Below are 18642 nucleotides of genomic sequence, written 5' to 3' on the forward strand. Positions count from 1 at the left end.
TCGGAACCTATCCGACGAACGCGCCGTTCGTCGGAACCGGGCCGGGGCGGGGCGGCGGGTTCAGCCTTCGCCCGCCGCCAGCGAGCGGATCCGGCGCAGCTGGGCGGCGCGTTCGGCGGCCAGTGCCGCCGCGGGGTCGGTGCCCTCGGCCACTCCGGCGAGCAGGCCGAGTGTCTCCGCGGCCGCCTTCGGCGGTGCGGCGACCAGGGACGCGACGCTCGCGTCGACGGCGGCGTCGAGCTCGGCGGCGGGCACGGCGCGCAGCGCGAGGCCGATCGCGACGGCCTCGTCGGCGCCGACCCGCCGTCCGGACAGGCAGATGTCGACGGCGCGGGCGTACCCGACCGCGTGCACGAGCGGGTACGTGCCGCCGAGGTCCGGGACGATGCCCAGACCGGTCTCGGCCATGCAGAACTGCACGTCGTCGGCGACGATGCGCAGGTCACAGGCCAGCGCGAGCTGGAAGCCGGCGCCGATGGCGTGGCCCTGAACCGCAGCGACGGTGAGCCGGGCGGGTTCACGCAGCCACGAGAAGCCCATCTGGAAGGCCGCGATCGTGGTGTCGGCCTCCTCGTCGGACAGCGCGGCGAGGCCGGTGATGCCCGGCTGGCCGTCCACCTCGGGAGCGGCGAAGAACCGCCTGTCGAGACCGGCGGAGAATGCGCGGCCGGCACCGCGCACCACCACCACGCGTACCTCGGGGGGCAGGGACTCCCCGATCGCCCGGAGCGCCTCCCACGTGAGCGGGGTCTGCGCGTTCAGCACCTCGGGTCGCGCGAGCGTGATCGTCGCCCGCGGACCGTCGACGTCGAGCGCCAGCCCGCCGCGCTTGAGGAGCTCCGGGTCGATCGCCGCCGTCGTCATGACGGCAGGTTACCCCGGGGTAGGAACCGCTTCGCGCCTACTTCTTCTTGGTACGAGTGGCCCCACCGCGGCCGCGCAGCGTGACGCCCGTCTCGGACAGCACGCGGTGCACGAAGCCGTAGGACCGGCCGGTCTGCTCGGCGAGCGCGCGGATGCTTGCGCCCTTCTCGTACTTCTTCTTCAGGTCGGTGGCGAGCTTGTCACGCTGGGTGCCGGTGATTCGAGCACCCTTCTTCAGGTCGGCCATGACACCTGATCTCCTTCGCCCACCTGCGCGGACCGCAGGCAGATCGTTTCCGGCTCCCCCCGGTGCGGCAATGATCGTCCACCGAAGTACCCCGTGCCAGGAGATCCACTCAGTGATCGGCGAACGGTTGGGCCGAATGGATCACGCGTACGGGTGATCATTGCCGCAACACGCACACCCGAACGTCACCCCGTCGCCACCTGCACGTCACCCTGGGAGCCGAGCAATGATCGGTTGGAACGTTTCGGGTCGACCACTCCCGCCGCAGGTCCGAGCGGTGCAGCCCGATCGGGTGGCCGGACACGCCGGGAGAAATCGCCCGATCAGGCCAACTGCACGAGCTCGAGATAGTCGGCGGACCAGTGGTCCTCCGTGCCGTCGGGCAGGACGATGACCTTGTCCGGGTCCAGCGCCTCGACCGCGCCCGGGTCGTGCGTGACGAGCACGACCGCCCCGCTGAAGCGGCGCAGGGCGTCGAGCACCTGCTCCCGGCTGGCGGGGTCGAGGTTGTTGGTGGGCTCGTCGAGCAGCAGCACGTTGGCCGCACTGGAGACCAGCCCGGCGAGCGCGAGGCGCGTGCGCTCACCGCCCGACAGCGTGCCGGCGGGCTGCGACAGCTGCTCGCCGGAGAACATGAACGCCCCCAGCAGCGTGCGCAGCTGCTGCTCCGGGGTGTCCGGCGAGGCGTGCCGGACGTTCTCCCAGACCGTGGCCTCCATGTCGAGGGTGTCGTGCTCCTGGGCGAAGTAGCCCGTGCGCAGTCCGTGGCCCGGCACGACCCGGCCCGAGTCGGGTTTCTCGGTGCCGGCCAGCAGCCGCAGCAACGTGGTCTTGCCGGCACCGTTGAACCCGAGCACCACGACCTTCGTGCCGCGGTCGACGGCGAGGTCGACACCGGTGAAGACCTCGAGGGACCCGAACGACTTGGACAGCCCCTCCGCGGTGAGCGGGGTGCGCCCGCACGGCGCCGGGTCGGGGAAGCGGATCCGCGCGACGCGGTCGGCCTGCCGCTCGGGCTCCAGCCCCGCGAGCAGCTGGTCGGCGCGGCGGGCCATGTTCTTCGCCGCCACCGCCTTGGTGGCCTTCGCGCCCATCTTCGCCGCCTGCATGTGCAGCGCGGACGCCTTCTTCTCGGCGTTGGCGCGCTCGCGGCGGCGGCGCTTCTCGTCGGTGGCCCGCGCCTCCTGGTAGCGCGCCCAGTTCATGTTGTAGACGTCGACCTCGCCGCGGGTGGCGTCGAGGAACCACACTTTGTTGACCACCGCAGCGAGCAGGTCGGTGTCGTGGCTGATCACGACGAGCCCGCCCTCGTGGGAGGACAGGAACGAGCGCAGCCACGTGATGGAGTCGGCGTCGAGGTGGTTGGTGGGCTCGTCGAGCAGCAGCGTGGTGGCGCTCTGGCTGCCGCCGTCGGACGCGGCGAACAGGATGCGGGCGAGCTCGACGCGGCGGCGCTGACCACCCGACAGCGTGACCATCGGCTGACCGAGCACGCGCTCCGGCAGCCCGAGGTGGGTGCAGATCCGGGCGGCGTCGCTCTCCGCCGCGTAGCCGCCGAGCGCGGCGAACCGCTCCTCCAGCCGGCCGTACTCGCGCACAGCCTTGGCGTTCTCCGCGCCGTCGACCAGCTCGGCCATGGCGGTCTGCGCCTTCTCCATCTTGCGCAGCAGCGTGTCCAGGCCACGGGCGGACAGCACGCGGTCGCGGGCCGGGACCGACAGGTCGCCCTCGCGGGGGTCCTGCGGGAGGTAGCCGACGGGACCGGTGGAGGTGACCGAGCCGCCGTACGGCTCACCCTCGCCCGCGAGCACCCGCATCGAGGTGGTCTTGCCCGCGCCGTTGCGGCCGACGAGGCCGATGCGGTCGCCGGGCTGCACGCGCAGGGTGGCTCCGGACAGCAGGATCCGGGACCCGGCGCGCAGTTCGAGGTCGGAAGCGGTGATCACGAGAAGGACTCCAGGACGAGCGGAAGGGGCGGTGCGCAGGAAGAGGTGCTGCCGCCGCTACTCGATCCGGACCATGATCACCCTTCTAGAGTACCGGCCGGGTCGAACGAATTCGGGCAGTAGGGTCGCCTGCATGACCGACGTCACCGCCGACAGCGTTCATGATCTTGCCGGTCGCGGCGCCATCGTCACCGGCGCGAGCCGCGGCATCGGCTTCGCCATCGCGCGCGAGCTGCTCGCCATGGGCGCCTCGGTGACGATCACCGCACGCAAGCCGGACGAGCTCGCCGCGGCCGCCGAGCAGCTGGCGGCGGGCGCCGACCCGTCCCGGGTGCTCGCCCTCCCGGGCAACGCCGGGTCCGCCGAGGCGCGTGAGGAGGCCGTCGCCCGCACCGTCGAGACGTTCGGCAACCTCACGATCCTCGTCAACAACACGGGCATCAACCCGACCTACGGCCCTCTCATGGACGCCGACCTCGACGCCGTCCGCAAGACCTTCGACACCAACGTCGTCGCGGCGCTCGGGTTCGTGCAGCTCGCCTACGCGGCGTGGATGCGCGAGCACGGCGGCGCGATCGTCAACCTCGCCTCGGTGGCCGGCATCCGCTCCTCTGGCGTGATCCCCGCGTACGGGGCGTCGAAGGCAGCGCTCATCCGGCTCACCGAGGAGCTGGCGTGGCAGCTCGGCCCGTCGATCCGCGTCAACGCGGTGGCGCCTGCGGTGGTGAAGACGAAGTTCGCCACCGCCCTCTACGCCCACGACGAGGAGAAGGTCGCCGACGCCTACCCCATGAAGCGCCTCGGCACGCCCGAGGACGTGGCCCGCCTGGTCGCGTTCCTCGTCTCGGACGCCGCGTCCTGGATCACCGGCGAGACGGTCCGCGTGGACGGGGGCATCCTCGCGACCGGTTCCCTCGGATCCGCCTAGGAGGGTCCTGAACAACTCAGGCCGTAGCGAGCTGCGTCCAGGTGGTGTCCTCGCAAGGCGGACGATCGGGCCGATACCGCTGTTGTATCGGTGCGATCGTCCAACGCGGCGAGGGCGCCGCCTGGGCGCCGCGCAGTAGGTCTGAGTTGTTCAGGGCGCTCCTAGAGCACCACCGCGTCCACCCACAGCCGCGCGGAACGGCCGGTGAGCACGTCGAGCAGCGCGCCGGCCTGCCCGTCGGTGAGCGAGGCGACGTAGTCGACCACGGCCCTGCCCCGCGCCAGGGCGTCCACATCGGGGTCGGGGCCGAGCCGGTCCTCCGAGGCGAGCCCGCGGTACTCCTCGTGGGCGAGCGCCACCAGGTCGTGCAGCCGGGGCGGGAGGCGGACCTCGTCGTCGCCCGTGAGCCAGTCGGCGAGCGCGCCGACCAGCCCGGTCAGCACCGTCGCCTGGCCGCGCTGGTGGGACGCGAGGTCGGCACGCCGCAGCACGAACCGGTGGTGCACGAACTTCAGCACAGCCACTTCGTGCCACTGCGCCGTGGCGAGGGCGACCGGCGCGGCCCGCACCGGCGGGTTGGGCAGCACCCGCACGCCGGCCACGAGCCGGGCCGTCCACCGCGCCGAGAACTCCGCGACGGCCCGCTCCGCGGCCATCGACCCGTCGAACGGCACGGCGAGCAGCCCGTCCGCCAGCTCCTCGCGCACCACGGCGACGGCGGCGGCGAACGCCTCGTCGTCGAAGGCCCACGCGTCCTTCGCGTGCAGCCGCCTGCGCAGCCGCTCCAGGTCGGTGCCCGGGCGCAGCGGCCCGAGCGCGGACGGGTCGGCCGCTGCGAGGCCGGTGCGGTCGCGCAGCCAGCCGCCCAGCTCGGCCGCGACGCCCGGCTGGGCGAGCACGCCGACCCGGTGGAAGTCCTCCAGGTCGTGGATCGCGTACGCGACGTCGTCGGCGGTGTCCATCACCGCGGCCTCGACGGTCTGCTGCCAGTGCCCGACCGCGCCTGCGACCGCGTCGCGGCTGTCGACCAGGTCGTCGAGCTCGGTGAGGTAGGCCGAGAACTTCGCCGACCCGGCCTCGGGCGCGCCGGGCAGCGGGCCCGCGCCGCGCGGCGGGGTCGGCGCCGTGCTCGGATGCGGATCCGGGTGGCCACGGCGGGCCCACGGGTACTTGAGCACGGCCGCCCGGACGGCCGCGGTGAGGTCGAGCCCCGCGCCGCCGGGGCCGTGCAGGTCGATGGTGGTGATCACACGGAAGCTCTGCGCGTTGCCCTCGAACCCGTCGGGCAGCCCGAGCCGCTCGCGGCCGAGCCGGTCAAGGACCTGCTCTCCGAGGTGCCCGAACGGCGGGTGCCCCAGGTCGTGGGCCAGCGCGGCCGCCTCGACGACGTCCGGGTCGCAGCCGCCGAGGCCGTCGAGGAACGGGCCGTGCTCGGCGGTGAGCCGCTCCGCGATCGCCCTGGCCACCTGTGCGACCTGCAGGCTGTGGGTGAGCCGGTTGTGCAGCAGCAGGCCACTGCCGGTCGGGCTCACCACCTGGGTCACGCCGGCGAGGCGGGCGAAGTACGGCGACGCCGCGATGCGGTCGCGGTCCACCCGGAACGGGCTCGCGGCCAGGCCGGCCCCGGTCTCCCCCACCCCGGAGCGCCGTGCCGCACGCGCGGACGGGCGGAGGGGTTGGTCGAGCACGGAGTGATCCGCCACAGCCGCAGGCTAGTGCGCCGGGTCCGGCAGACCCCGCAGGGAGGTTCAGGAAAGCCACTTTCCGGGCCTTGCAGGACAGCAAAGTGGCTTTCCTGAACTTCGCCGAAGCCCCCGGCGGGCAGGATGCTCCGCGTGCACTCCGATCCCGACGTGCTCGTCGTCGGCGCCGGTCCGGCGGGACGGGCCCTCGCCGCCGCGGTCGCGGAGCGCGGGTTGCGAACGGTGCTCGTCGACCCGGCGCCCCATGCGCCGTGGCGGGCCACCTACGGCAGCTGGGCCGCCGAGCTGCCGGCGACGCTCCCGCCGTCGGTGATCGCGGCCCGGGCCACGGGGCGGGCGATCGCGCTCTCCGAGCACGAGCTGGGCTGGGAGTACGCCGTTCTGGACGTCCCCGCGCTGCGCGCCCACCTGGACGGCGAGCTGGCTCGGCACGGGGTACGGATCCGCCGGGACCGTGCCGCCGGGTGGGCGTCCGGCGCCGTCCGGCTGGCCGGTGGGAACGAGCTGCGGGCCGCGGTCGTCGTGGACGCGGGCGGGCACCGCCAACCCTTGCGCGCCGGTCCCGGGCGGCGCCGGCCCGCCGCCGAGCAGACGGCTGCGGGCGTGGTCGTCGACGAGGCGGTGGCCGCGCCGCTGGTCGCGCCCGATGAGGCGCTGTTCATGGACTGGCGCCCGGACCACGGTGAGGACGGCTGGCCCACCTTCCTCTACGCCGTCCCGCTCGGCGGCGGCGCCGTGCTGCTGGAGGAGACCTCGCTCGCCCGCAGGCCCGGCCTGCCGCTGCCGGTGCTGCGCAGGCGGCTGCAGGCGCGGCTAGCCCGGCACGGGATCGCCGTGCCCGGCGGCGCGGCCACCGAGTCCGTCCGGTTCCCGGTCGACTCGCCGCGCCACCGCACCCCGGGGGTGCTCGCCTTCGGCGCCGCGGCCCCACTCGTGCATCCGGCGAGCGGGTTCTCCGTGGCCACGTCGCTGCGGCTCGCGCCGGCCGTCGCCGACGCGATCGCCGCGCACCTGCCGGCCGGGTCCACCGGGGCGCTCGCAGCCGCTCGGTCGGCCGTCTGGCCGCCCGGGTCGGGTGCCGTGCACCGGTTCCGCCGGATCGGGCTCGAGGCGCTGCTGCGGATGCCGCCCGCCGAGGTACCGGCCTTCTTCGAGACGTTCTTTGCGCTGCCGGCCCGGCACCGCTGGTGCTACCTGGCGGAACGCGCCGACGTCCCCGGCACCGCTGCCACCATGCGCTCCCTCTACGCGCGGGCCGGCTGGCGGATGCGCGCTCGGCTGATCGCACCAGCGGTGCTTCCCCCGACCAGGGGGTGGTGGCCTGCGCGGCCTCGTCACTACCAGCGGTAACCTCCTGCCCACGTTCCCCGATGCCGGAGGCCTCGCATGCCCGCCTACCGCACGATCGTCGTCGGTACCGACGGCTCCGCCACGTCGTTCAACGCCGTCGACCGCGCCGCCGCCGTCGCCGCCGACACCGGCGCCGAGCTCGTCATCGTCTGCGCCTTCACGCCCCCGTCCCGGGAGGACACGGCAGAGGCCGAGGACGCCCTCAAGGACGAGGCCTACCTCGTGGTCGGCTGGACACCGGCCGAGGAGACCCTGCGCTCAGCCGAGGAGCGCGCCACCGCAGCGGGCGCGCGCAACGTCCGGACGCTCGCCGTCGACGGCCCGCCCGTCGACGTGCTGCGCAAGGCGGTGCGCGACGTCGGCGCCGACCTGCTCGTGGTCGGCAACCGGGGCCTCAACACGCTCAGCGGGCGGCTGCTCGGCTCGGTCCCGTCCGACGTGGCGCGCCGCGCCGGCATCGACGTGCTGATCGCCCACACGACGTGACGTGAGCGCCGAGAGCACTCCGGAGACCCGGCCCGAGGACGCCCTCGAGGAGCTCATCCTCGGCGCGCCGAGGCGCTACACGCGCCGGGAGGTCATCGAGGGCGCCGAGATCGACCTCGAGACCGGGCGGCGGCTGTGGCGCGCGCTCGGTTTCGCCGAGGCGGGCGACGACGAGGTCCTCTTCACCGAGCGCGACCTCGACGCCGTCCGCCTGATGAGCCGGCTCACCGACGCCGGGGTGCTCGCCCCCGACGTGCGCGAGGCCGTGGCGCGGGCGATGGCCCAGTCGCTGTCGGGGCTCGCGGAGTGGCAGGTCGGGATGCTCGTGCGCGTGATGGAGGGGCAGGGCGGCGAGGTCACGCCGCAGGGTTCGCGCGAGATCGCCGCCGCCGTCCTGCCCGCTCTGGAGGAGCTGCAGAGCTACGTGTGGCGCCGGCACCTCGCAGCGGCCGTCCGCCGGATGGTCGTGGCGGCGGGCGCAGGCGACGAGGACGGCACCTGGCCGCTCGTCGTCGGCTTCGCCGACATGGTTGGCTTCACCCGCACCACCCGCCGCCGCTCGACGGCCGAGCTGAGCGAGATGATCGAGCGCTTCGGCTCGACCACCACCGAGGTGATCGCCGACGGGCACGGGCGGATCGTCAAGACGGTCGGCGACGAGGTGCTCTTCGTCGCCGACGACGTCGCGGACGGCGCGGCCATCGCGCTCGCCCTGCAGGACCGCGTGCGCGCCGAGCCCGCGCTGCCCGAGCTGCGGATCGGGCTGGCCGCGGGCCCGGTGCTGGTGCGCTACGGCGACGTCTACGGTGAGATCGTCAACATCGCGGCCAGGCTCACCGCGCACGCCCGTCCCGGCAGCGTGCTTTCCGACCGCGGCGTGGCCGAGGCCCTCGCAGGCGACCCGCGATTCGCCCTGCGGCCCCTGCGCTCGGTGGCCGTGCGCGGCTACCGGCACCTGCATCCGTGGCGGCTGGAACGAGGCGCGGCGGTCTGACGGTCAGGGCCTGCCGGTGACGTGCGAGACCACCAGCTCGGGCACCGGCTCGTCGCCGCCGGTGGCCTTCGCGGGGACGTCGAAGACGCCGAGCACCAGCTCACCGGTCTGCATGTACTCCATCGCCGCGACGAACTCCGGCTGCACCATCCGGCGCGCGATCTCGTCCGGCTCCAGCTCGGCCACCCGCGTCTGGATCCAGTAGACGTTGCCGAACGGGTCGCGGACGCGGCCCACGCGGTCGCCCCAGAACATCTCGGTCATCCGGTGCAGCGGGGTCGCACCCGCGTCCACGGCCCGCTGGTAGGCCGCGTCGCCGTCGGGCAGGTAGAGCCGCAGGAAGGCCGGGGTGTGGGGCCACTCGGGGCTCAGCACGTCGAACAGCATCACGACGGCGTTCCCGATGCGGACCTCGGCGTGGCCGATGCCGGGTCCGTTCGGGTTCTCCACCCTGGCCAGCTCCTCGGCGCCGAACGCCTGCTCCAGGAACTCGATGAGGCCCGCGGTGTCCTTCGAGATCATCCACGGCGTGACGGTGGTGTAGCCGTCGGGGACGGGGTTGGTCGCTTCGGTCATGCCGCGAACGCTAGGTGGCGTGTAGGTCAGGTCTTGGCACACATTGCTGGCATTCTTCCTCCGTGAGCGACACCCCGGCCCGCCTCCTCACCCTGCTCTCGCTCCTGCAGACGCCGCGCGAGTGGCCCGGCAGCGAGCTGGCCCGGCGGCTCGAGGTGAGCCTGCGCACGGTGCGCCGTGACATCGACCGCCTGCGCGACCTCGGCTACCCGGTCGAGGCCACCATGGGCGCCCTCGGCGGCTACCGCCTCGTCGCGGGCGCCGCGATGCCGCCGCTCCTGCTGGACGACGAGGAGGCGGTCGCCATCGCCGTGGGGCTGCGCACCGCCGCGGGCCAGGCCGTCACCGGCATCGACGAGGCCGCGGTCCGCGCGCTCGCCAAGCTGGAGCAGGTGCTGCCGTCCCGCCTGCGGTACCGGGTGAGCGCGCTCGGCGCCGCCACCGTGCCCGCGCCGGACGCATACGCCACCCCCGTCGACCCGGCGCACCTCACGGCGCTCGCCGCCGCGATCACCAACCGCGAGCGGGTGCGGCTGCGCTACACCGCGGCCGACGGGGCCGGGTCGAGGCGGCACGTCGAGCCGCACCGGCTCGTCCCAGCCGGGCGGCGCTGGTACCTCGTGGCCTACGACCTCGACCGCGACGGCTGGCGGATCTTCCGCGTCGACCGGATCGACGGTCCGCAGCCGACCGGAGCGCGGGCGGCTCCACGGGAGCTGCCCGCTCCCGACGCCGCCGCCTACGTCACCGACAAGCTGTACTCGGGCGTGCCCGTCCACTCCGCGGTCGCCACGCTGCACGCCCCCATCGAGCAGGTGCGCGGCCGGCTCGGGTACGCGCCCGCCGACCTCGAACCGATCGACGAGGGCACCTGCCGGCTGCGCAGCCACACCGACACCCTGGAATGGCTGGCGTTCGCGCTGCTGCGGCTGGACTGCGAGTTCGAGGTGCACGAGCCGCCCGAGCTGCGCGAGCACCTACGCACGCTGGCCGGACGCCTCGGGCGCGCCACCGCCTGACATACGCACGCCGACGCCCTCCGCGCCGCTCACGACCAGGGTGTTCCGCCCCGGCGCCGCCACCTGCAGCTCGGCCGGCAGCACGATGTGACGGGCCGGCTCCGCGGAGCCCTGCAGGCGTTCGTGCACCAGGCGCGCCGCCCGCCTGCCCATCTCCCGGGTCGGCAACCGGGCCGAGACCACCGACAGCGGGGAGACCGCGTCGGGGATGGACTGGTCCATGCTCGCCAGCTCCATCGAGCCCGGGACGCCGACGTCCATCGCCAGCAGGTCGGACACGGCGATCGCGAGCGTGGGCGCGTTGCCGAACAGCAGCGCCGTGAGCGGCTCGCCCGACTCCAGGAGCGCACGCAGCCTGCGCTGCCGGCCCGCCGGGTCGAGGCGCGAGAAGGGGCGCAGCGCCGACCGCTCCGGCAGCTCGGGCAGCCCGCGGTCGCGCAGCGCGCGCCGGTGGCCTGCGAGCCGGTCCCGCACGCTCGTCACGTCGGTCTCGCTCCACAGCACGCCCATCGACCGGTGCCCGCGGTCGATCATCGCCGTGGTGACGTCGTAGCCGACGGCGAAGTCGTCGAAGAGCACCGCGTCCGTGGGGAGGCTCGGGAGGTACCGGTCGACCAGCACCGACACGACTCCGGCGCGCCGCAGCTCCTCCACCACCCCCGCCGCGGTGGACCGGTCGTGCGCGAACAGCACGACGGCCTGCGCCCGTCCCGCCGCGATCGCGCGCAGCACCTGCTCCTCGTGGGCCCGGCTGCGGGTGTGGGCGACCATGAGCTGGTAGCCCAGCGCCGCGGTCTCGACCGACAGCCCCGAGAGGAGCTCGGCGTCGTGCACACCGGCGCGGCGATCCGGGCTGACGTAGGCGATGGCAGGCGGCCCCGACGGCGCGGGAAGGCGGGAGGTGCCGCGCTCGGCCACGAACGTTCCCCGGCCGCGGCGGCGGACCACCACCCCGTCGGTGACCAGCTCGTTCAGCGCCCGGACCGCGGTGGTCGTGGACACCCCGAAGCGTTCGACGATCTCCCGCTGGGTGATGAACGGCTCGTCCGGGGAGAACTCGCCACGGCTGATCGCGTCGAGCAGCTCCTGCTTGACCCACGCGAACAAAGCCACGCCGGAAGGCGGCTCACCCGTCCCAGATGCCATCCCTCGCACGTCCTCCTCGTCGCCGGACGGCGCTCAGTATTGACGCATTAAAGCGTTGAATCTAGGTTCCTGCTCCACACGATGGATTAAAAAGGCTCGACGAGGAGTCCCTGCATGCACGACGACCGCGTCCTGATCGAGCGGCGCATCGAGCGCATCCTGCGCGAGCGGCTGCGACCGGCGGTCCACGGCTCGGCCGTCCCCCTCGGCGTCGAGATCTGGCACGCGCCCGGCGAGCCGGTGGCCGTCGCCGAGGCGCTCCAGGCGCCCTTCCGCCCGGCCGGGGTGGGAGAGGCGTGGGGCCCGGCGTGGGGCACGAGCTGGTTCCACCTGACGGGGTCGGTCCCGGCCGAATGGGCCGGCCGCACCGTCGAGGCCGTGATCGACCTCGGGTTCGCCGTCGACCGCCCCGGGTTCTCCGCCGAGGCGCTCGTCCACCGCCCCGACGGCACCGCCGTCAAGGGGCTCAACCCGACCAACACCTGGCTGCGGATCGCCGGCAGCGCCCAGGGTGGGGAGCCCGTCGACCTCTACGTCGAGGCGGCGGCCAACCCGCTCGTCGAGGGCGTGGGCACGCCGCTCGGCGAGGTCGGCACGGCCGGCCCGGACACCCTGTACCACCTGCGCCGGGTCGTCCTCGCCGTGTTCGACGAGCCGGTGTGGGAGCTCGTGCAGGACGTCGAGGTGCTCACCGAGCTCATGCACGAGCTGTCGGTCGGCGACCCCCGCCGCTGGAACATCCTGCGCACCCTGCAGGGCGCCTTCGACGTCCTCGACCTCCAGGACGTCTCCGGCTCCGCGGCCGCCGTCCGCGCGGCGCTCGCGCCCGCGCTCGCCGTCCCCGCCACCGCGAGCGCCCACCGGGTGAGCGCCGTCGGGCACGCCCACATCGACTCCGCGTGGCTGTGGCCGCTGCGCGAGACCGTCCGCAAGGTGGCGCGCACCGCGTCGAACGTCCTGACCCTGATGGACGACGACCCGGACTTCGTCTTCGCGATGTCCTCGGCCCAGCAGTGGGCGTGGATGGAGGAGCACCGCCCCGACGTGTGGGAGCGGATGCGCAAGAAGGTGGCGGAGGGCCAGTTCGTGCCGGTGGGCGGCATGTGGGTGGAGTCCGACACCAACATGCCCGGCGGGGAGGCATTGGCCCGCCAGTTCGTGCACGGCAAGCGGTTCTTCCTCGACAAGCTCGGCGTGGAGACCGAGGAGGTGTGGCTGCCCGACTCCTTCGGCTACAGCGGCGCGCTCCCCCAGCTCGTGCGCCTGTCGGGTTCCCGCTGGTTCCTCACCCAGAAGATCTCGTGGAGCCACTTCAACCGCTTCCCGCACCACACGTTCTGGTGGGAGGGCCTCGACGGCACCCGCGTCTTCACCCACTTCCCGCCGGTGGACACCTACAACGCAACGCTCTCCGGCGCCGAGATGGCCCACCTCGTGCGCAACTTCGCCGACAAGGGCCTGGCCAACCGGTCACTGGTGCCGTTCGGGCACGGCGACGGCGGCGGCGGGCCCACCCGCGAGATGCTGGCGCGGGCCGCGCGGCTGCGCGACCTGGAGGGGTCGCCGCGGGTCGAGGTCGAGCACCCCGCCCGGTTCTTCGCGAAGGCCTTCGACGACTACCCGGAGGCGCCGGTCTGGGTCGGTGAGCTGTACCTGGAGACCCACCGCGGCACCTACACCAGCCAGGCCGGCAACAAGCAGGGCAACCGCCGCAGCGAGCACCTGCTGTACGAGGCCGAGCTGTGGGCGGCCACCGCCGCCGTGCGCACCGGGCACCCGTACCCGTACGAGGACCTCGACCGGATCTGGAAGTCGGTGCTGCTGCACCAGTTCCACGACATCCTGCCCAGGTCGTCGATCGCCTGGGTGCACCGCGAGAGCCGGGAGACCTACGCCCGGCTGGCCGCCGAGCTCGAGGAGATCATCGGCGCGGCGCAGCGAGCGCTCGCCGGCGACGGCAGGTCCGGCGGCGAGGTCGTGTTCAACGCGGCCCCGCACCCGCGCGCCGGGGTTCCGGCCCGCGGGGCGGCCCGGCCGACACCCCCTGCTCCGGCCACCCGCACAGTGCTGATGGCCGACCCTGCAAGCAGGTCGGCGGCCGCCGACGGCGGGTACGTCCTGGACAACGGTCTCGTCCGGGCCACCGTCGACGCGCGCGGGCTGCTCGTGTCCGTCGTCGACGTAGCGACCGGGCGGGAGACCATCGCCCCCGGCAGCCCGGGCAACCTGCTGCAGCTGCACCCGGACCTGCCCGCGCAGTACGACGCGTGGGACGTCGACCACGCCTACCGGCGCACCGTCACCGACCTGACCGAGATCGAGACCCTCGAACCGGAGGGGGACGCCGCCGTGCGGGTGGTGCGGCGGTTCGGCCGCTCCCGGGTGACGCAGGTGATCTCCCTGCCGCCGGGGGCGGGCCGCGTCGACCTCGACACCGAGGTCGACTGGCACGAGGCCGAGACGTTCCTCAAGGTGGCGTTCCCCCTCGACCTGCGCGCGGAGCGGTCGGCGGCGGAGACCCAGTTCGGCTACGTGTACCGGGCGACCGACACCAACACGAGCTGGGAGGCCGCCAAGTACGAGATCTGCGCGCACCGCTACCTGCACGTCGGCGAGCCCGGCTTCGGTGTCGCGCTGGTGAACGACTCGACGTACGGGCACGACGTCACCCGCGACATCCGGTCCGATGGCGGCACGACCACGACCGTGCGCCTGTCACTGCTGCGCGCGCCGCGGTACCCGGACCCGGAGACCGACCAGGGCGTGCACCGGATGCGCTTCGCCCTCGTCCCGGGCGCCGATCTCGCCGACGCCACGCGCGAGGGCTACCGGCTCAACGTGCCCGAGCGGCGGGTGCCGGGCGACGCCGAGGTGCAACCCCTCGTACTGGCCGACCACGACGGCGTGGTGATCTCGGCGGTGAAGCTGGCCGACGACGCGTCCGGCGATGTGGTCGTGCGCCTCTACGAGGCCGTCGGCGCGCGGGCGGCGGTGCGGCTGGACGTCGGCTTCGCCGCAACGGCGTGCACCGAGACCGACCTGCTCGAACGACCCATCGGCGGCGGGCACACGTCCGCCGGTGGCCCGGTCGATCTAACCCTGCGACCGTTCCAGGTCGTGACCCTGAGGTTCTCCCTCCCGGGCGGGGATCAGCAATGACGCCCGGACGTCATCACCAACGGCGGGAAGACGGAGGTAGCCCGGTGTCGAGTAGCGCGGTGTCGAGGAACCCAGTGGCAACCAGTGGAAGACGGCGATGGCGTGCGGCGGGTGCGCTGGCCGCGGCAGGTCTCATGACCGCGGTGCTCGCCGCGTGCGGCGGTGGCGGTGAGTCCGAAGGGTCGACCGTGACGGTCACCTTCCGGCAGTTCGGCAACGACCGCGTGATGGAGAACTTCCTCAAGGACGCCAAGGCCGAGTTCGAGCAGGCGCACGCGGGCACCACGATCGACCTCCAGCCCATCGTGGCGTCCAACGACGACTACTCCACGAAGCTGCAGCTGCAGATGCGCTCCCCGCGCACGTCGCCGGACCTCGTCTACGAGGACACCTTCCTCATCAACTCCGACATCGAGGCCGGCTACCTGCGTCCCCTCGACGAGTACATCTCCGCGTGGCCGGAGTGGAACAACTTCGTCGACACCGCCAAAGCCGCCGGCCGGGCGCTCGACGGCAAGACGTACGGCATCCCGACCGGCACCGACACCCGGGGGATCTGGTTCAACAAGGAGATCCTCGCGCGCGCGGGACTGCCCGCCGAGTGGCAGCCGACCACCTGGAACGACCTCCTGACGGCGGCCCGGGCGATCAAGGCGGCCGTACCCGACGTCATCCCGCTCAGCATCTACGCGGGCACGCCGCTGGGTGAGGCGGCTTCGATGCAGGGCTTCGAGATGCTGCTCTACGGCACCGGCGACACCCTGTACGACCACGCCAGCCAGAAGTGGGTGGTCGGCAGCCAGGGGTTCAAGGACGCCCTGCAGTTCCTCCAGACCGTCTACTCCGAAGGTCTCGGCGCGACCCCGCAGCAGGTGCTGAACCCGAACTGGAACGACACCGTCGCCCAGGAGCTGATCCCCAAGGGTGGGGTCGCGATCGCCGTCGAGGGCTCGTGGCTGTCGAACAACTGGCTGGAGAGCGGCGCGAACCCCTGGCCGCAGTGGAACACCGTCATGGGCTGGACGGCCATGCCGACGAAGGACGGCCAGGCGCCGGGCAAGGTGAGCATGTCGGGCGGCTGGACGTGGGCCATCCCGCAGAACGCCGACAACCCCGACGCGGCCTGGGAGTTCAGCAGGTTGCTGAACGACAAGGCGCACCAGCTGAAGTTCGCGATCGACGAGGTGCAGATCCCGGTTCGCAAGGACGTCACGGCCGACCCGACCTACGCGCAGGCCAACCCGTCCAACGAGTTCTTCGCCTCGCTCGTGCCGATCACGACCTACCGGCCGGCGTACGCGGTGTACCCGCGCATCTCCAACGAGATCCAGGTCGCCACGGAGTCCGTGATCACGGGATCGGCCGACGTCGCGACGGCGGCCGGCCACTACGACAACCAGGTTCGGACCATCGCAGGCGACGCGGTCGTCGCGGCAGCGGGTTCATGAGCACCCTCACGGTCGGCCCGGGGCGCGGCGGCACCCGCCGCGCCCCGGCGCCCGTTGCTCTGATGCGCGGCCTGCCACTGGCACCCGCCGTCTTCCTGCTCGGGGCGTTCCTCGCCTGGCCGGTCGTGTACTGCGTGTGGGCGGCGTTCACCGACATGGCCCTGACCGGCGCGTCCGGGGCGGACTTCGTCGGGTTCGAGAACTTCACGCGGGCGTTCACGAGCGCCGAGTTCCACCAGTCCGTGTTCCTCACCGTGGTCTTCACGGTGCTGTCCGCGATCATCGGCCAGAACGTGCTCGGGATGGTGCTCGCCCTGCTGATGCGTTCCGGGCACCGGGTGGTGCGCGCGGTCGTCAGCGCGATCGTGATCGGGGCGTGGGTGCTGCCCGAGGTGGTGGCCGGCTACCTGTGGATGGCTCTGCTCGGCGACGGCGGCTCGCTCAACGAGATGCTCGGCGCCGTGGGCCTACCGCCGCAGAACTGGCTCTACACCGCGCCGATCCTGGCCGTCTCGATCGCCAACGTCTGGCGCGGCACCGCGTTCTCGATGCTCGTGTACTCCGCCGCGCTGTCGGAGGTGCCGAAGGAGATCGAGGAGGCCGCCACCGTCGACGGGGCGGGCCCCGCGCGCAGGCTCTTCTCGGTGACGCTGCCGATGGTGCGCCGGTCGATCGCGACCAACCTCATGCTCATCACGCTGCAGACGCTCTCGGTGTTCGGCCTGATCTGGACGATGACCCGCGGCGGTCCCAGCAACCAGAGCGCCACCCTGCCGATCTACGCCTACGTGCAGGCCTTCCAGTTCTCCGACCTCGGCTACGGCACCGCGCTGGCGCTGGTCCTGCTGCTCATCGGCGGGGTCTTCTCGCTGATCTACCTGCGTGCCCTGCGACTCGGGGAGAGCATGACATGACGACCGAATCGCCCGCGGTACCCGCTCCCCCTGCGGCGCCGGCCCTCGCCGGCGCTCGCCGGGCCGCACGCGGCCGCCGCTCGTCCCACGTGGTCGGCAAGGGCGTCGTCAACCTCGTCCTGCTGCTGATCGCGGCCTGCTTCGTGGTGCCCCTGCTGTGGGTCGTACTGGCCGCGTTCGACGAGTCGGCGGGCCTGTCGGTGTCCTGGCCGCAGCCGTGGTCGCTCGGCAACTTCGAGGCCGTGCTCAACACCGACACGACCTACCGGCCGATGCTCAACGGGTTCATCCTCTGCGGCGGCGCCACGATCATCACGATCGCCGCCTCGGTGCTGGCGGCGTACCCGCTCTCGCGCTACCAGAGCCGGTACAAGCGACCGTTCATGCTCACGATCCTCTTCACGACCGGTCTCCCGATCACCGCGATCATGGTGCCGGTGTACGGCATGTTCGTGCAGGTCGATCTCATCGACACCTACCTGGGCACGATCCTGTTCATGGCGACCACCTCGCTGCCGATCTCGATCTGGCTCACGAAGAACTTCATGGACGCCGTGCCGATCGAGCTCGAGGAGGCCGCCTGGACCGACGGCGCCTCCCCGATGCAGGCGCTGCGCAGGATCGTGCTGCCGCTGATGTGGCCGGGGATGTCGGTGGTGGCGATCTACACCTTCATCCACCTGTGGGGGAACTTCTTCGTCCCCTTCATCCTGCTGCTGTCCAACGACAACCTGCCGGCGTCGGTCAGCATCTTCACGTTCTTCAGCCAGTACGGCCAGGTGGTCTACGGCCAGCTCGCGGCGTACTCGGTGATCTACTCGCTACCCGCGCTGCTGCTGTACCTCGTGCTGTCGCGCCGCCTGGGCGGCGCCTTCGCGTTCGGCGGAGCGGTGAAGGGCTGAGAGCCGGCCGGCGGGAGTTCAGGAAAGCCACGTTCAGGGCTTTGCAGGCCCTGAACGTGGCTTTCCTGGACCTGGCGCGCCGGAAGGGCCTCCGGCCAGCGCAGCCAGCACCGCCCCGACCGCCGGCACCCGTTCGACCCCGGGGCGGTGGAGCACGCCGACCGTTCGCGGGGCGAGCGCGGGGTCGGGGTGGGCGCGCACGCCGTCGAAGGTGGTGGCGCGCAGCGCCATCTCCGGCAGCAACGACACCGCGAGCCCGCGGGCGACGAGCGCCTGCACGGCGACGTAGTCGTCGGTGACGTGCCGGATGTCCGGGGTGAAGCCGGCTGCCGCGCACGCGGCGAGGAGGTTGGCGCGGCAGCGCTCGCACCCCGCTGCCCACGCCTCGTCGCGCAGGTCGGCGAGGTTCTCGACGCCGGGGTGCGCGGCCGGGAGCACGATCCGTACCGGGTCCTCGGTGAGCGGCAGCCAGGCGAGGTCCGGCTCGTCCCCCTGCCCCGGGTAGCGGAACGCCAGTGCGAGGTGCACCGCGTTGGACCGCACGAGAGCGGCGGCCTCCGGCGGCTCGGCCTCCTCCACCCGCAGCTGCACGCCGGTTCCGCGTTCGCGCAGCTCAGCGGCGACCGCTGGGACGACGACCGCCGCTGCTGAGGGGAACGCCGCCATCCGCACGGTCCCCCGGCGCAGCCCGACCAGCTCGTCGATCTCCTCGCGGGCGGAGCGCAGCGCGGCGTCGACGGCGTCGGCGTGGCGGAGTACCGCCGCCCCCGCCTCGGTCGGAACGACGCCGGTCGGGCCGCGAACCAGCAGCGGTGTACCCGCCTCGCGCTCCAGCCCGGCGAGCTGCTGGCTCACCGCGGGTTGCGTCCAGCCCAGCTCCCGCGCGCCCGCGCTGATCGAGCCGGCGCGCACGACCGCGCGGAAGGTGATCAGCCGCCTCGGGTCCATGGCCATAAGCAT

Annotated in this window: 16 protein-coding genes; 9 read left to right on the forward strand and 7 right to left on the reverse strand. The window is 73.0% G+C overall.

Annotated elements, in window-relative coordinates:
* Positions 1 to 60 precede the first annotated feature (60 nt).
* From FB388_RS15215 to FB388_RS15225, 3 genes are all read right to left on the reverse strand, one after another.
* Positions 61 to 864, reverse strand: coding sequence for an enoyl-CoA hydratase/isomerase family protein (locus FB388_RS15215; protein ID WP_142101453.1), 804 nt, complete (start codon positions 862 to 864; stop codon positions 61 to 63).
* A 37-nt stretch (positions 865 to 901) separates the two neighbouring features.
* Positions 902 to 1111, reverse strand: coding sequence for a helix-turn-helix domain-containing protein (locus tag FB388_RS15220; RefSeq protein ID WP_028932228.1), 210 nt, complete (start codon positions 1109 to 1111; stop codon positions 902 to 904).
* 323 nt (positions 1112 to 1434) lie between these two features.
* Entirely contained in the window at positions 1435 to 3057 is a 1623-nt protein-coding gene (locus FB388_RS15225; RefSeq protein ID WP_142101455.1) for an ABC-F family ATP-binding cassette domain-containing protein, read from the reverse strand.
* Positions 3058 to 3190: 133 nt separating this feature from the next.
* Here FB388_RS15225 and FB388_RS15230 point away from each other — a divergent pair, with 133 nt between their 5' ends.
* Positions 3191 to 3985 (forward strand): SDR family oxidoreductase, encoded by a 795-nt coding sequence (locus FB388_RS15230; RefSeq protein ID WP_142101458.1) that lies wholly within the window; start codon positions 3191 to 3193, stop codon positions 3983 to 3985.
* A gap of 161 nt (positions 3986 to 4146) precedes the next feature.
* On the opposite strand, the gene FB388_RS15235 is transcribed toward FB388_RS15230, so the two are convergent.
* On the reverse strand, positions 4147 to 5688 hold the full coding sequence (locus FB388_RS15235; RefSeq protein ID WP_425468542.1) for a deoxyguanosinetriphosphate triphosphohydrolase family protein: 1542 nt from the start codon (positions 5686 to 5688) through the stop codon (positions 4147 to 4149).
* 132 nt (positions 5689 to 5820) lie between these two features.
* Here FB388_RS15235 and FB388_RS15240 point away from each other — a divergent pair, with 132 nt between their 5' ends.
* Genes FB388_RS15240 through FB388_RS15250 form a run of 3 tightly spaced genes read left to right on the forward strand, consistent with a single transcriptional unit; the run spans position 5821 to position 8518 of the window.
* Positions 5821 to 7038, forward strand: a complete 1218-nt coding sequence (locus tag FB388_RS15240) for a lycopene cyclase family protein (RefSeq protein ID WP_246121950.1) — start codon at positions 5821 to 5823, stop codon at positions 7036 to 7038.
* A 36-nt stretch (positions 7039 to 7074) separates the two neighbouring features.
* Positions 7075 to 7524 (forward strand): universal stress protein, encoded by a 450-nt coding sequence (locus FB388_RS15245; RefSeq protein ID WP_142101462.1) that lies wholly within the window; start codon positions 7075 to 7077, stop codon positions 7522 to 7524.
* Between the two features lies 1 nt (position 7525).
* The gene (locus FB388_RS15250; protein WP_142101464.1) at positions 7526 to 8518 is read left to right on the forward strand and encodes an adenylate/guanylate cyclase domain-containing protein; all 993 of its coding nucleotides are present in this window, start codon (positions 7526 to 7528) and stop codon (positions 8516 to 8518) included.
* 3 nt (positions 8519 to 8521) lie between these two features.
* On the opposite strand, the gene FB388_RS15255 is transcribed toward FB388_RS15250, so the two are convergent.
* Entirely contained in the window at positions 8522 to 9094 is a 573-nt protein-coding gene (locus tag FB388_RS15255; protein WP_142101466.1) for a VOC family protein, read from the reverse strand.
* Positions 9095 to 9156: 62 nt separating this feature from the next.
* On the opposite strand from FB388_RS15255, the gene FB388_RS15260 reads away from it, so the two are divergent.
* Complete coding sequence (locus FB388_RS15260) at positions 9157 to 10113, forward strand: helix-turn-helix transcriptional regulator (protein WP_142101468.1); 957 nt, start codon at positions 9157 to 9159, stop codon at positions 10111 to 10113.
* On the opposite strand, the gene FB388_RS15265 is transcribed toward FB388_RS15260, so the two are convergent.
* Entirely contained in the window at positions 10072 to 11226 is a 1155-nt protein-coding gene (locus tag FB388_RS15265) for a GntR family transcriptional regulator (RefSeq protein WP_170225619.1), read from the reverse strand. The two genes, FB388_RS15260 and FB388_RS15265, sit on opposite strands and share 42 nt — an antisense overlap.
* Positions 11227 to 11373: 147 nt before the next feature.
* On the opposite strand from FB388_RS15265, the gene FB388_RS15270 reads away from it, so the two are divergent.
* The 4 genes from FB388_RS15270 to FB388_RS15285 all read left to right on the forward strand — a co-directional run bounded on the left by FB388_RS15270 (position 11374) and on the right by FB388_RS15285 (position 17682).
* Positions 11374 to 14418, forward strand: coding sequence for an alpha-mannosidase (locus tag FB388_RS15270; RefSeq protein ID WP_142101472.1), 3045 nt, complete (start codon positions 11374 to 11376; stop codon positions 14416 to 14418).
* Positions 14419 to 14606: 188 nt separating this feature from the next.
* Positions 14607 to 15866 (forward strand): extracellular solute-binding protein, encoded by a 1260-nt coding sequence (locus FB388_RS15275; RefSeq protein WP_211361929.1) that lies wholly within the window; start codon positions 14607 to 14609, stop codon positions 15864 to 15866.
* Positions 15863 to 16780, forward strand: a complete 918-nt coding sequence (locus FB388_RS15280) for a carbohydrate ABC transporter permease (RefSeq protein WP_142101476.1) — start codon at positions 15863 to 15865, stop codon at positions 16778 to 16780. Before FB388_RS15275 ends, FB388_RS15280 begins: the two co-directional genes overlap by 4 nt.
* Positions 16777 to 17682, forward strand: coding sequence for a carbohydrate ABC transporter permease (locus FB388_RS15285; protein ID WP_142101478.1), 906 nt, complete (start codon positions 16777 to 16779; stop codon positions 17680 to 17682). The genes FB388_RS15280 and FB388_RS15285 overlap by 4 nt, the downstream gene beginning before the upstream one ends.
* Before the next feature lie 33 nt (positions 17683 to 17715).
* On the opposite strand, the gene FB388_RS15290 is transcribed toward FB388_RS15285, so the two are convergent.
* Entirely contained in the window at positions 17716 to 18630 is a 915-nt protein-coding gene (locus tag FB388_RS15290; RefSeq protein ID WP_142101480.1) for a LysR family transcriptional regulator, read from the reverse strand.
* Positions 18631 to 18642 lie beyond the last annotated feature (12 nt).

This window comes from Pseudonocardia cypriaca (assembly GCF_006717045.1).
GTDB classification, from domain to species: Bacteria; Actinomycetota; Actinomycetes; order Mycobacteriales; family Pseudonocardiaceae; genus Pseudonocardia; species Pseudonocardia cypriaca.